A 13,435-nucleotide genomic window follows, 5' to 3' on the forward strand; every position below is an offset into this window, starting at 1 on the left:
CCGCGCGCAGCACGCCACATGCAAAACGGGCACCCTCGGGTGCCCGTTTTCCGTTTCCGCGCCGAATGACCGGCGTCGCGGCGATCGTCAGTCGTTGCCGGCTGTCTCCGACAGACGCTTCATCGTCGCGATGCGCGCGCCGATCAGGTCGACGCGTCCGTCCTCGCCGACGAGCGGCGCCGTCGCATCGCTGAACGCGACCCACGCGCGCTGCGCGCGCACGAGCGTCGCGGCCGAATGCGCGGGCATCTTGCGACGCAGCTTCTGGTAATAGCGGTTCAAATCGAACAGCGCATGTTCACATGCGGCATCCTGCACGCACGGCCGCACACGGCGTATGGCCGGTTCGCGCGGCGCGTTCGCCGACTTGCCGGTGGCCGCCGCGGCAGTGCCCGCACCGCCCTGGGTGTCGCCTTGCGCACCGCTCGTGGCCGCCACCGGCACGGCGGCGGGCGGCGCATAGCGGTCGGCCGCCGCGCGCAGCGCCAATGCGCGATCGCGCACCGGCTGCAACTGCATGTCGGCGCTCGACATCGCGTACGCGGTGCCGCGCGTCGTGTCGTACACGGCCTTCAGCAGATGAACTTCATCCTTGCGCCACGTGACCCAGCGGCGCTGGCTGTCCTGCCAGCCGCGCTTCGCGTCGGCCGGCGCGTCGTTCGACAGGCGCTGGTACGCACCGTCCATCACCGCCTGCCACTGCTGCTGCGCTTCGCCCATGCACTGGATCTGGCCGGCCGTCGACGACCGGTCGCGCCGCGCGAGACACTGCCGCATCGCGACGTCGATCGGGTCGGCCGCCGCCACTTCCGCATGCGCGACGTTCAGCCCCGCCGGCCCTGCCGACCAGCCTGCCCAGACGACGAGCGCGGCCAGCGCCGCACGCATCGTCCGGATTCGTCCCTGCGCCGCCATCAGTCGCGCACGCAATCGACGAAGTACTCGACGCGGCCGTTCACCTCTTCCGCGACGAGGCCGTGGATGTCGGTGTGGAAGCCCGGGAAGCGCTCGTTGAAGTCGCGCGCGAACCGCAGGTAGTTCACGATCGTCTTGTTGAAGCGCTCGCCCGGAATCAGCAGCGGGATGCCCGGCGGGTACGGCGTGAGCAGGATGCTCGTCACGCGGCCTTCGAGCTCGTCGAGCGGCACGCGGTCGATCTTGCGGTGCGCGAGCTTCGCGAACGCGTCCGACGGCTTCATCGCCGGCTCCATGTCCGACAGGTACATCTCCGTCGTCAGGCGCGCGATGTCGTTCGCGCGGTACACGTCGTGGATCTGCGTGCACAGGTCGCGCAGGCCGACGCGCTCGTAGCGCGGATGCTGCGCGACGAATTCCGGCAGCACGCGCCACAGCGGCTGATTGTTGTCGTAGTCGTCCTTGAACTGCTGCAGCTCGGTGACCATCGAGTTCCAGCGGCCCTTCGTGATGCCGATCGTGAACATGATGAAGAACGAGTACAGGCCCGTCTTCTCGACGATGATCCCGTGCTCGGCCAGGTACTTCGTGACGATCGCGGCCGGAATGCCCGTCTCGCCGAACTCGCCGTCGACGTCGAGCCCCGGCGTGATGATCGTCGCCTTGATCGGGTCGAGCATGTTGAAGCCTTCCGCCAGCGGGCCGAAGCCGTGCCAGTGGTCGTTCGGCTTCAGCATCCAGTCCTCGCGCGAGCCGATGCCTTCTTCCGACAGGTCGTCCGGACCCCACACGCTGAAGAACCAGTCGTCGCCGTATTCGGCGTCGACCTTGCGCATCGCGCGGCGGAAGTCGATCGCCTCGGCGATCGATTCCTCGACGAGCGCAGTGCCGCCCGGCGGCTCCATCATCGCGGCCGCGACGTCGCACGACGCGATGATCGCGTACTGCGGGCTCGTCGACGTGTGCATCAGGTACGCCTCGTTGAAGCGGTGCTTGTCGAACGTGCGGTTCTCCGAATCCTGCACGACGATCTGCGACGCCTGCGAGATGCCCGCGAGCAGCTTGTGCGTCGAGTGCGTCGCGAACACGAGCGCGCCCGTGCGCGGACGGCCGTCGCCGATCGCGTGCATGTCGCGGTAGAAATCGTGGAAGGTCGCATGCGGCAGCCACGCTTCGTCGAAGTGCAGCGTGTCGAGCAGGTCGCCGAGCAGGTCCTTGATCATCTCGACGTTGTAGACGACGCCGTCGTACGTGCTCTGCGTGATCGTCAGGATCCGCGGCTTCATGTCCGGGTTCTCGCGCAGCGCCTCGCGCGCGAACGGGTTCGCCTCGATCTTCTTGCGGATGTTCTCCGGCTTGAATTCATCGCGCGGGATCGGCCCGATGATGCCGAAGTGATTGCGCGTCGGCGTGAGGAACACCGGAATCGCGCCCGTCATCGTGATCGCGTGCAGGATCGACTTGTGGCAGTTGCGATCGACCAGCACGATGTCGCCCGGCGCCACCGTCGCATGCCAGACGATCTTGTTCGACGTCGACGTGCCGTTGGTCACGAAGAACAGGTGGTCCGCACTGAAGATGCGCGCCGCGTTGCGCTCGGACGCCGCGACCGGGCCCGTGTGATCGAGCAGCTGGCCGAGTTCGTCGACCGCGTTGCAGACGTCGGCGCGCAGCATGTTCTCGCCGAAGAACTGGTGGAACATCTGGCCGAGCGGGTTCTTCAGGAACGCGACGCCGCCCGAGTGGCCCGGGCAGTGCCACGAGTACGAGCCTTCGTCCGCGTACTTCACCAGTTCCTTGAAGAACGGCGGCGCGAGCGAGTCGAGATAGACCTTCGCCTCGCGGATGATGTGGCGCGCGACGAACTCCGGCGTGTCCTCGAACATGTGGATGAAGCCGTGCAGTTCGCGCAGGATGTCGTTCGGCAAGTGGCGCGACGTGCGCGTTTCGCCGTACAGGAAGATCGGGATGTCCGCGTTGCGGCGGCGCACTTCGGTGACGAACGCGCGCAGCTCGATGATCGCGGTCGCGAGTTCGGGCAGCTCGCCGTCCGGGCCCGTTTCGCCGAGCATGAGTTCGTCGTCGTCGATCGACAGGATGAAGCACGACGCGCGGCTCGACTGCTGCGCGAACGACGTCAGATCGCCGTAGCTCGTGAGGCCGAGGACTTCGACGCCCTCCTTCTCGATCGCTTCGGCCAACGCCCGGATGCCGGAGCCCGAGATGTTCTCGGAGCGGAAATCTTCGTCGATGATGACGACGGGGAAACGAAACTTCATGGGCGATTCTCCAAAAAGAACGACCGCGGCGCGTCACGCGCAGCGGTCACCCGGAAACTGGTGAGACGTTATGCAACCAGATCAGGTTTTCGGCAGCGTGACACCGCGCTGACCCTGATACTTGCCGCCGCGATCGGCGTACGACACGTCGCACACTTCGTCGCTTTCGAAGAACAGCACCTGCGCGACACCTTCGTTCGCGTAGATCTTCGCGGGCAGCGGCGTGGTATTCGAGAATTCCAGCGTGACGTAGCCTTCCCATTCGGGTTCGAACGGCGTCACGTTGACGATGATCCCGCAGCGCGCGTACGTCGACTTGCCGAGGCAGACGGTGAGCACGGTGCGCGGGATGCGGAAATATTCGACGGTGCGGGCCAGCGCGAACGAGTTCGGCGGGATGATGCACACGTCGCCCTTGAAATCGACAAACGAACCCTCGTCGAAGTTCTTCGGATCGACGATCGTCGAGTTGATGTTCGTGAAGATCTTGAATTCGTCCGCGCAGCGGATGTCGTAGCCGTAGCTCGACGTGCCGTAGCTGACGATCCTGCGACCGTCCTCGGACGCGCGAACCTGATCGGGCACGAACGGCTCGATCATCTTGTGTTCTTCGGCCATGCGCCGAATCCACTTGTCGGACTTGATGCTCATAACGGGGCGCCAGGAAACGCTGCGTGACGGTAAACGACGGCCGCCGGTTCAAGGCGGCGGCCGGGGAAGGCGCACATTTTACGCGATCATCGGCGCGCGCACGCGGCGGCCGTCAACGGATCACGCCGCAGGCGAGCGCGGGGCCCGCTGCATGCTGCGGAAACGCCGGGTCGCTCGGTTCGCGGTGCACCAGCACCGCGCGATTCAGCGCGGAGCGCACGCCGTCGAGGGCCAGATCGGGCGCGACGATGAAACCGGCCGCGACGCCGTTCGCATCCGCATGGATGTTGCCGAGATCGCCGGCGACGCGCGCGCCCGCGCGCAACCGGTCGGCGGCCGGCGCGAACACCTGGCCGGCGCTCGAGCCGTCGCCCGCGTTGCAGTCGCCGCGCTCGTGCACCTGCAGCGCGTGATCGCTGTTCGGCGGCAGACCGGCCAGGTTGTACGTGACCTGGACGCCGTCCGGGCGTTCGACGAACGTTACCGCGCCGCGTGTCTGCGAGCCGACGGTCGGCTGCAGTTGCGCGTCGGCACGCTTCTCGTGCGACGAGGAAAAAGAGGTACAGCCGGCCAGCAGGCCCAGCGCGGCGGCGACCAGCAGCGCGCGCCGCGCGCGGCCGGCGTACACGCCGTGATGTCGTTGGTTCATTCGATCCTCATGCCGGCTGGCGGCCGTTCGATACGGCGGCCATGCCGGGCGGGTAAAGGGACCCGGGAAAAGTCGCCATGATACCGCGCCTCGCGGCGCCGTAAACAGCGTGAGGCCCCGCCCCGCAAGGGTTTTACGTATTTTGAACAACGATCGACGGGAACTTCGACGTCATGTCGCGCGCGCGCTCGGCGATCGCCAGCGCGACCCCGCGCGCGATGTCGCGGTAGCGCCGCGCCAGCGCGCCGTCCGGCTCGGCCGCGACCGTCGGCGTGCCGCTGTCGGCGCGCTCGCGGATCGCGATGTCGAGCGGGAGGCTGCCGAGCACGTTCACGCCGTAATCCTTGGCCATCCGCTCGGCGCCGCCCGCGCCGAAGATGTGCTCTTCGTGGCCGCAGTTCGAGCAGATATGGATGCTCATGTTCTCGACGATGCCGAGGATCGGAATCCCGACCTTCTCGAACATCTTCAGGCCCTTCTTCGCGTCGAGCAGCGCGATGTCCTGCGGCGTCGTCACGATCACGGCGCCCGTCACCGGCACGCGCTGCGCGAGCGTGAGCTGGATGTCGCCCGTGCCCGGCGGCATGTCGACGATCAGGTAGTCGAGCTCGCGCCAGTTGGTCTGCCGCAGCAGCTGCTCGAGCGCCGACGTCGCCATCGGGCCGCGCCACACCATCGGGTTGTCTTCCTCGATCAGGAAGCCGATCGAGTTCGCCTGCAGCCCATGACCGACCAGCGGATTCATCGACTGGTTGTCCGGCGACTCGGGGCGCTGGCCGTGAATGCCGAGCATGGTCGGCAGCGACGGACCGTAGATGTCGGCGTCGAGAATGCCGACCGATGCGCCTTCCGCGGCGAGCGCGAGCGCGAGGTTCACGGCCGTCGTGCTCTTGCCGACGCCGCCCTTGCCCGATGCGACCGCGACGATGTTCTTCACGTTCGGCAGCAGTTTCACGCCGCGCTGCACCGTGTGCGCGACGATCTCCTGCGACACGGCGACGCGTGCGTCGCGCACGCCTGGCACGGCCTTCAGCGCGTCTTCAATGCGCGCGCGCACGTCGTCGTGCTGGCTGCGCGCGGGATAGCCGAGCACCACGTCGACCGCCACGGCGTCGCCGTCGATCGCGACGTTGCGCACGCCCTTGTTCGCCGCGTACGGACGGCCGGTATTGGGGTCGACGACAGCCGCCAATGCGGCGTCGACTTGTGCCCGGTCAATGCTCATCGAAACTCCGTGAAAACGTTTTTCTCTCGCGCAAACGTCAAAAAATATCAAATAACGCTGCGAAAATCGGGAAAAGTGAAAGAATCTGTTGCACGCCATTGCGCGAACGCGCGCGTCGGAGCAATCTTCGCGTGCGGCATGCTATGGGGCCAAATCGGCCGCCAACCGCCTATATTGTAGAGGCTGATGCGTCGCCCTGTCCGGAACAGCCCCGCTGGCAAACAGGGCATGCAGCCGCCTCGGCGGCTGCCGCGAGCACGGGCCTGCCCTTCCTTTTTCGGGCGTCCGTGCAGGGAGCCGTAACTGTTGTTTGTCGTTGTCGACTCGTTCAACCAAGAGAGGAATCCAAGATGAACATGAAAATCGCGACTCGCCTGTCCGTCTTCGCACTCGCCGGCGCGCTGCTGGCAGGCTGCGCCACGCAGCAAGGCAACAATACGGCCGTCGGCACCGGCACGGGTGCGGCGCTGGGCGCGGGCATCGGCGCGCTGGCCGGTGGCGGCAAGGGCGCGGCGATCGGCGCGGGCGTCGGCGCACTGGTCGGCGGCGTGACGGGTTACAACTGGCAAGCGATCAAGAACAAGCTCGCGCCGTCGGCAGCCAAGACGGGCACGCAGGTGACCGAGCAGCCGGACGGCTCGCTGAAGCTGAACGTGCCGAGCTCGGTGACGTTCGCGACGAACCAGTACGCGATCACGCCGGCCTTCACGCCGCTGCTGAACGACCTGGCGACGACGCTGAACCAGAACCCGCAAGTGACGGCATCGATCGTCGGCTACACGGACAGCACGGGCTCGGCACAGCTGAACCAGACGCTGTCGCAGAACCGTGCGCAGAGCGTCGTGAACGCGCTGGTGCAGCGCGGCGTCGCCGGCGGCCGCCTGTCGGCACAAGGCATGGGCCCGTCGAACCCGATCGCGGACAACGCGACCGAAGCCGGCCGTGCGCAAAACCGCCGCGTCGAGATCTACCTGCGCGCAGCACAGCAGTAAGCATCGCCGCGAGAGGAGGGAACGGGGGCGCGCGCCCCCGTCGCACAAGGCTTCCCGCGGGGCCCGTAACAAATCGAAAAAAATTTCGAACTTCTGTCTCGGCCCGCGGTCTGTCTTTACGGTACGCGGCTGGCGCAGCCGGCGCGTCACCATTCTCCTCTTGTCGTTGTTGCTCCGGGGCCGTATCCGCCCCGGTTTTTTTTGCCCGGAATTTGCGTGCTGCGCCGCAGCATCACGCCGCCGGGCACGCCGCCCCGGCGGCCCCGCCCCCTCCGGCGCCCGGTCCATGGCGCCCGCGCCGGCTGACCTGCCCGCGCCCCTGCTAGAATCGCAGTTTCCGTCGTTTCCCGCCGTTCTTCTACAGACCCTATGTCCGCATCCGACCTCACTTCCGTGCAGGCCGCGGCGCCGCAAGGCAGCCGCCAGATCCTCGTTACGTCCGCACTGCCCTATGCCAACGGCCAGATTCATATCGGCCATCTGGTCGAGTACATCCAGACCGACATCTGGGTGCGGACGCTGCGAATGCACGGCCATGAGGTCTACTACATCGGCGCCGACGACACGCACGGCACGCCGGTCATGCTGCGCGCGGAGAAGGAAGGCCTCACGCCGAAGCAGCTGATCGACCGCGTGTGGACCGAGCACAAGCGCGATTTCGACAGCTTCGGCGTGTCGTTCGACAACTTCTACTCGACCGACTCGGACGAGAACCGCGTGCTGAGCGAGAAGATCTACCTCGCGCTGAAGGACAACGACCTGATCGCCGAGCGCGAGATCGAGCAGGCGTACGACCCGGTCAAGGAAATGTTCCTGCCGGACCGCTTCATCAAGGGCGAATGCCCGAAGTGCCACGCGAAGGACCAGTACGGCGACAACTGCGAAGTGTGCGGTTCGACCTACCTGCCGACCGAACTGCTGAACCCGTACTCGGTCGTGTCCGGTGCGACGCCGGTGCGCAAGACGTCGACGCACTACTTCTTCCGCCTGTCGGACCCGCGCTGCGAGTCGTTCCTGCGCGAGTGGGTCAGCGGCCTCGCCCAGCCCGAAGCCACCAACAAGATGCGCGAATGGCTCGGCGACGCCGGCGAAGCCCGCCTCGCCGACTGGGACATCTCGCGCGACGCGCCGTACTTCGGCTTCGAGATCCCGGGCGCGCCCGGCAAGTACTTCTACGTGTGGCTCGACGCGCCGGTCGGTTATTACGCGAGCTTCAAGAACCTGTGCGACCGCAAGGGCATCGACTTCGACGCGTGGATCCGGTCGGGCTCGACCACCGAGCAGTACCACTTCATCGGCAAGGACATCCTGTATTTCCACACGCTGTTCTGGCCGGCGATGCTCGAGTTCTCGGGCCATCGCACGCCGACCAACGTGTTCGCGCACGGCTTCCTGACGGTCGACGGCGCGAAGATGTCGAAGTCGCGCGGCACGTTCATCACCGCGCAGAGCTACATCGACACCGGCCTGAACCCGGAATGGCTGCGCTACTACTTCGCCGCGAAGCTGAACGCGACGATGGAAGACATCGACCTGAACCTCGACGACTTCCAGGCGCGCGTGAACAGCGATCTCGTTGGCAAGTACGTCAACATCGCGAGCCGTGCGGCCGGCTTCCTGCTCAAGCGCTTCGACGGCCGCGTGCAGGACAGCGCGATGAACCATCCGCTCGTCGCGAAGCTGCGCGATGCGATTCCCGCGATCGCCGCGCACTACGAAGCGCGCGAATACAGCCGTGCGCTGCGCCAGACGATGGAACTCGCCGACGAAGTGAACGCCTACGTCGACGGCGCGAAGCCGTGGGAACTCGCGAAGGATCCGGCCAATGCGGTCGCCCTCCACGAAACCTGCAGCGTGAGCCTCGAGGCGTTCCGCCTGCTGTCGCTCGCGCTGAAGCCGGTGATGCCGCGCGTGGCCGAAGCCGTCGAGGCCTTCTTCGGGATCGCGCCGCTCACGTGGGCCGACGCCGCGAAACCGCTGTCGTCCACGCAGCCGATCAAGGCGTACCAGCACCTGATGACGAGGGTCGATCCGAAGCAGATCGACGCGCTGCTCGCAGCGAACCGCGATTCGCTGCAGGCCGAGGCCTCCGGCGCCGCTGCCGCGGCCACGGCCAACGCCGCGAAGGAAGGCAAGAACGCCAAGGCGAACGCGAAGGCGGCCGCCGCGAACAACGCCGACGACGGTCCGATCTCGATCGACGATTTCGCGAAGGTCGACCTGCGCATTGCGAAGATCGTCGCGTGCCAGGCCGTCGAAGGCTCGGACAAGCTGCTGCAGCTCACGCTCGACATCGGCGAGGAAAAGACCCGCAACGTGTTCTCGGGCATCAAGTCCGCGTACCAGCCCGAGCAGCTCGTCGGCAAGCTGACGGTGATGGTCGCGAACCTCGCGCCGCGCAAGATGAAGTTCGGGCTGTCCGAAGGGATGGTGCTCGCCGCGTCGGCTGCCGACGAGAAGGCCGAGCCGGGCCTCTACATCCTCGAGCCGCACAGCGGCGCGAAGCCCGGCATGCGCGTGAAGTAAGCCGCACGCACGGCCGCTTGCACGAGAAAGCCCCGCACCGATGCGTGCGGGGCTTTTTTATGTTCGCAACGGGGACCGCGCGACGACGATGCGAGCCGGCGCGCGGCATCGTCACCGCTGGCCGAACCAGCGATCGAAGCGCCGCGTGTAGTTCAGGTCGACGCCCTGGAACGTGCCGCCATACGCGGACACCGACCAGAAGCGCGTCAGGTTGATCGTCGCCTTGAACGCGTTGCTCGCCGATTGCAGCCCTTGCTCGTAACCGAGCACGAAGCGCTCGTTGATCGCCTTCGAGATCTGCACGACCTGTGCGTCGGTGAGGCCGACGTCGCTGCGGCCAATCGAGAACTCGTCGAGACCGATGCTCTGCGCGACGCGCCTGCCGGTCGCGCTGCCAAGCAGCCCGAGCGCGGCGGTCATCGCATTCTGCTGGCCGACGTTGTTGCCCTGGTCGGTGCCGTGCCCGAACAGCAGCCACGACAGCTTTTCGTTGTCCGTGACGTTCGGCTCGGACACTAGCTTGACCGTCGGCGACTGAATCGTGCCGGTGACCTGCACGCCGGCCTCGACCTCCTGATTGCGCCGCATCGCGAGGATGTTCACGCCTGGATTCGACACGGGGCCGTTGAACGTGAAGAAGCCGTTCTCGACCGCGAGCTTGCGGCCGAACGACGTATACGTCGAGCCTTCGGTCACGCGCACGTTGCCGACTGCGCGCAGCGGCACGCCCGGCGCGCTCATCACGGTGATCGTGCCGCGCAGCCCGAGATCCGCGCCGTGCCCCTTGAAGCGGAAGTTGTTGCCGAGGCCGATGTCGATGTTCGCGCGCGGCGCGAGCGACGGCGCCGGCTTGTCCTCGACCTTCTGCGGCTTCGCGACCGCCGTGCCGGTCGGCGTCTCGCCGCGCACCGTCCCGTCCGGCCGCACCACGACGACATCGTCGGACAAGTGCGGCGCCGCGTCTTCCGGCAGGTCGAACAACGCACGGTCGACGACGAACTTGCCGTCGATCGACAGCGCGCCGCGCGGCCCGTCGTTCGCGACGGTCGCCTTGCCCGACAGCGACAGCTTGCGGTCCGGCGCCGCGAACAGTTCGAGCTTGTCCGCGACGATGCTCGCGGTCAGGTCCGGCGCCTCACCGTCGAGACGCACACGGCCGATGGCGCGCAGCGTGCCGTCGCCGCCGTGGAACTCGACCTGCTGGAATTCGACGAGGTTCTCCGCGAGCTTCACGCGCACGATGCCGTCCTTCAGCTGCACGCCCTGGTCGACGAGCGTCGCGGACAGATCGTCGCCCGTCAGCATGCCCGACACGTTCGGCTTCACCGGCGTGCCCGCGATCGTCAGCTTCAGCGCCGCGCGCCCGCCGAGCAGGTAGCTCGGCCCGAACAGGTTGCCGGTCGACTTCAGCGACGGGATGTCGGCGTCGATGCGGCCCGCCAGCGGGCCGTCGTCGACGACGCCGAACACGCCGTCGCGCAGCGCGAACGGCACGGTGACGTTCGCGTCGAGCGTGCCGACCCGGTTCGCCTTCGCGAGCGCCACCACGTTGAGCCGGTTGCCCGGTGCAAAGCTCGCGCGCGCCGACAGGTCGGTCAGCCCGAGCGACGCGATGCCGCGCCCGGTCTCGATCGTCACGTCGCCGCCGCGCCGCTTCAACTGCACGTAGCCCGTCGCGTTCGCGCCGAGCGAGAAATCCCAGTCGGCATCGAGCACGACGTCGGTGCGCACCGGCGGCCGCTGGCCCGTCAACTCCTGGCGGATCTCGAGGAAGCGCGCGACCGACGCGCCGCGCACGGCGCCGGCCGAGCGCAACTGCCCGTGATCGAACACGAACGACTTCAGGTCGATCGCCGCGCCTTCGAGCGTGATCCGCGTCGCGCCGAGCGTCACGCGGCCGGCGCCGGCCGACACGGCAAGCGGCGCCTGCAGCGCCACCGACGGCGTGCCGCGGTTCGCGAGGCGCGTGACGGTGCCGTCCCAGCGCATCCCGTCGCGATTCTCGACCACGCCGCCGTTCGCCGCGAGCGTCAGGTCGATCACGCGGCCGCCGGCGGTCCCGATCGCCGACGCGTCGAGCGTGTGCTTCGCGCGCGTGCCGTCAAGGTTCGCGCGCAGCGATTTCAATTGCAGCGAGCCGAGCGCGATGTCGGTCGCGTCGGCCGTGAACACGAGCGCGCCGTGCGCACCGTCGCGGATGTCGGCGCGCCCCTGCGCGGCACCGATCCGGTTCGAGCCGACCACGACGTGCTGAGCCTTGTAGGTGCCCGTCACGTTCGGATGCGCGAAGCTGCCGGTCAGCTCGCCCTGCGCCTGCACGAGCCCCTGCACGCCGAAGCCGAGCCGGTCGAGCTCGGGCGCGTCGACGACGAAGCGCAGCCGGTCGCCCGGCGCGCCGAAACTGCCGCGCAGGTCGACGTGGTTGCCCGCGATCGACAGGTTCGCGTTGCTCGGCAGTATCCGCGCGCCGACGAGCTGCACAACGCCCGCGCCGGTCAGCGGCACGCCGTCGTAGAGGCTGTCGCCGAGCTTGAAGGTCGCCTTCGTCGACACCTGCGGCGCGAGCGCGCCGGAGGCCGTCAGCGTGCCCGATACGCGCGTCTCGCCGCGCCTGGCCGGCGCCTTCGCAGTCGCCTTCGCCGCTTTGGCGGCCGGCTTGCCGCCGCCCGCGCCCGGCGCGCCCGGCGCGCGCATCGCGGCGAGCAGCAGCGGATCGAACGCGGTCAGCGTCGCCTTCGCGTCGTAGCTCGAATGCGCGTCGTGGCGGAACACGCCGGTCAGGTCGATACGGCCCTTGCCCGCCGTCACGCGCGCATCGGTCAGCACCGTCTGCTGCTGCGTCAGCGCGACCTTCGCGCGCGCGCCGAGCGCGAGCTTCGGATCGTTCAGGTTGAAGTCGACGGTCGTCACGTCGCCTGCGAGCGTCACGCCGAGCGGGCCGCCGAGGCGCATCGGCCGCAATTCGGCGACGAATGCATTGAGGTCGAGGTTCGCGACCTTCAGGTCGAAGCGGCCCTTGCCGCCGGTCAGCGCGCCGTTGCCGATCACGCTGCCGTCGCGGATCAGTTTCAGCGCGAGGCCGTCGATCCGCTGCGCGTGTGCGTCGAGATTGACGGTCGCATGTGCGTCGACGACAGGCAGCAGGTGCTCGCCGAGCGTGCCGGGCTTCGCGTTGACGATCGACACCGGGCCGGTCACCGCGAATCCCTTCGCCGGTGCAGCACCGGCCGGCGCGGTCACGGGCGCCAGCTCCGCGCGCACCGCGAGATCGGCGGCCGGCGCGCCCGGCGCGATCGCCTGCGGGTTCACGTGATCGAACGCGAGCGACGCGCGCGTGAGCGGCACCGCGCCGAACGGCGCGGCCTCGACGTGCGCGCGCCCGTTCAGCTTCATCCCGCTCGCGGCGACGTCGGCGACGAGCGCTTCGAGCGAACCCGATACGTTCGCGCTCGCGTTGACCGGTTCGTTCGCGAGCTTGCCCACGTAGGTCGCGTTGCCCGTCAGCGCGAACGGCTTCACGCCGTCGAGCTTCGCGCGCGCGGTCAGCGCGCCGTACGGCGTGTCGACACCGTCGAGCGCAAGTTCATGGTGGCGGCCGTCGCTGCGGCCGTTCAGCGCGAGATGGTCGAGCTGCGTCGTCGACCCGCCTTCGTGAATCGCCAGGTGATCGACGCGCAGATCGTCGATCCGCAACTGCAGCGGCAGGCGCAGGTCCTGCGGCGTCGTGCCCGGCGTCGACGGCCCCGGCGCGATCCGCACGTCGATCGTACCCGCGCGAAGGTAGTCGACGGACAGCCGCCACGGCGCGCGGGTCAGCGCCCAGCGGCCGTCGAGCCGGTCGATCCGCACTTCGGTGCCGGCGCCGCCGGGGCTCGTCCACGCGAAGCCGCGCAACCGCACGCCCGTCGCGAGCGCGCCGCCTTCCAGCGTGCCCGCCAGCCGGCCGCCCAGCACGCGCACGGCCGTCTGCCACGCGAGCCGCGTGCCGCGCTCGGTCGTCGCCGCGGCCAGCACGAGCCCGGCCGCCAGCACGGCGAGCAGCACGACCGTCACGAGCGTCCACGCGACGATCCGGCCCGCACGCACGCGGCGCGGCGCGCGCGGCGGCGCGTCGGGCGCGCGCTCGGGCGAGTCCGGATCGTGAGGCGGCGGCGTGTCGTTCGGATCCTTCGTCATGCGGTTCGTCGTGGCTCGTGCA

General features: G+C 68.2%; 8 protein-coding genes. 2 read left to right on the top strand and 6 right to left on the bottom strand.

The genetic code is table 11. The annotated features are described in order from the left end of the window. Nucleotides 1-87: 87 nt before the first annotated feature. The 5 genes from WS87_RS13540 to apbC all read right to left on the bottom strand — a co-directional run bounded on the left by WS87_RS13540 (nt 88) and on the right by apbC (nt 5,719). The gene (locus WS87_RS13540) at nt 88-915 is read right to left on the bottom strand and encodes a lysozyme inhibitor LprI family protein (RefSeq protein WP_059820260.1); all 828 of its coding nucleotides are present in this window, start codon (nt 913-915) and stop codon (nt 88-90) included. Continuing rightward, nucleotides 915-3,194, bottom strand: coding sequence for an arginine/lysine/ornithine decarboxylase (locus tag WS87_RS13545; RefSeq protein WP_059527551.1), 2,280 nt, complete (start codon nt 3,192-3,194; stop codon nt 915-917). The genes WS87_RS13540 and WS87_RS13545 overlap by 1 nt, the downstream gene beginning before the upstream one ends. Nucleotides 3,195-3,275: 81 nt before the next feature. Next, nucleotides 3,276-3,845, bottom strand: coding sequence for a dCTP deaminase (gene dcd, locus WS87_RS13550; protein WP_006398615.1), 570 nt, complete (start codon nt 3,843-3,845; stop codon nt 3,276-3,278). Nucleotides 3,846-3,957: 112 nt separating this feature from the next. Further along, complete coding sequence (locus WS87_RS13555) at nt 3,958-4,494, bottom strand: superoxide dismutase family protein (RefSeq protein WP_059820259.1); 537 nt, start codon at nt 4,492-4,494, stop codon at nt 3,958-3,960. Nucleotides 4,495-4,627: 133 nt separating this feature from the next. Continuing rightward, nucleotides 4,628-5,719, bottom strand: a complete 1,092-nt coding sequence (gene apbC / locus WS87_RS13560; protein WP_059820258.1) for an iron-sulfur cluster carrier protein ApbC — start codon at nt 5,717-5,719, stop codon at nt 4,628-4,630. Between the two features lie 350 nt (nt 5,720-6,069). Between apbC and WS87_RS13565 the strand changes: the two genes are divergently transcribed. Both WS87_RS13565 and metG read left to right on the top strand, forming a co-directional pair. Next, on the top strand, nt 6,070-6,711 hold the full coding sequence (locus WS87_RS13565) for an OmpA family protein (RefSeq protein ID WP_059527561.1): 642 nt from the start codon (nt 6,070-6,072) through the stop codon (nt 6,709-6,711). Between the two features lie 369 nt (nt 6,712-7,080). Beyond that, nucleotides 7,081-9,237, top strand: a complete 2,157-nt coding sequence (gene metG, locus WS87_RS13575) for a methionine--tRNA ligase (RefSeq protein WP_059820257.1) — start codon at nt 7,081-7,083, stop codon at nt 9,235-9,237. A 111-nt stretch (nt 9,238-9,348) separates the two neighbouring features. Here the strand turns inward: metG and WS87_RS13580 are convergent, their stop codons facing one another. Beyond that, nucleotides 9,349-13,413 carry a translocation/assembly module TamB domain-containing protein gene (locus tag WS87_RS13580; protein ID WP_059820256.1) on the bottom strand — a complete coding sequence of 1,355 codons (4,065 nt, stop codon included), beginning with the start codon at nt 13,411-13,413 and terminating at the stop codon, nt 9,349-9,351. Nucleotides 13,414-13,435 lie beyond the last annotated feature (22 nt).

Source organism: Burkholderia sp. MSMB0856 (assembly GCF_001524645.2).
GTDB classification, from domain to species: Bacteria; Pseudomonadota; Gammaproteobacteria; order Burkholderiales; family Burkholderiaceae; genus Burkholderia; species Burkholderia diffusa.

Bases quoted from the DNA above. Each gene is read 5' to 3' on its own strand.
- WS87_RS13540 (WP_059820260.1), bottom strand. From the start codon at position 915: ATGGCGGCGCAGGGACGAATCCGGACGATGCGTGCGGCGCTGGCCGCG.
- WS87_RS13545 (WP_059527551.1), bottom strand. From the start codon at position 3,194: ATGAAGTTTCGTTTCCCCGTCGTCATCATCGACGAAGATTTCCGCTCC.
- dcd (WP_006398615.1), bottom strand. From the start codon at position 3,845: ATGAGCATCAAGTCCGACAAGTGGATTCGGCGCATGGCCGAAGAACAC.
- WS87_RS13555 (WP_059820259.1), bottom strand. From the start codon at position 4,494: ATGAACCAACGACATCACGGCGTGTACGCCGGCCGCGCGCGGCGCGCG.
- apbC (WP_059820258.1), bottom strand. From the start codon at position 5,719: ATGAGCATTGACCGGGCACAAGTCGACGCCGCATTGGCGGCTGTCGTC.
- WS87_RS13565 (WP_059527561.1), top strand. From the start codon at position 6,070: ATGAACATGAAAATCGCGACTCGCCTGTCCGTCTTCGCACTCGCCGGC.
- metG (WP_059820257.1), top strand. From the start codon at position 7,081: ATGTCCGCATCCGACCTCACTTCCGTGCAGGCCGCGGCGCCGCAAGGC.
- WS87_RS13580 (WP_059820256.1), bottom strand. From the start codon at position 13,413: ATGACGAAGGATCCGAACGACACGCCGCCGCCTCACGATCCGGACTCG.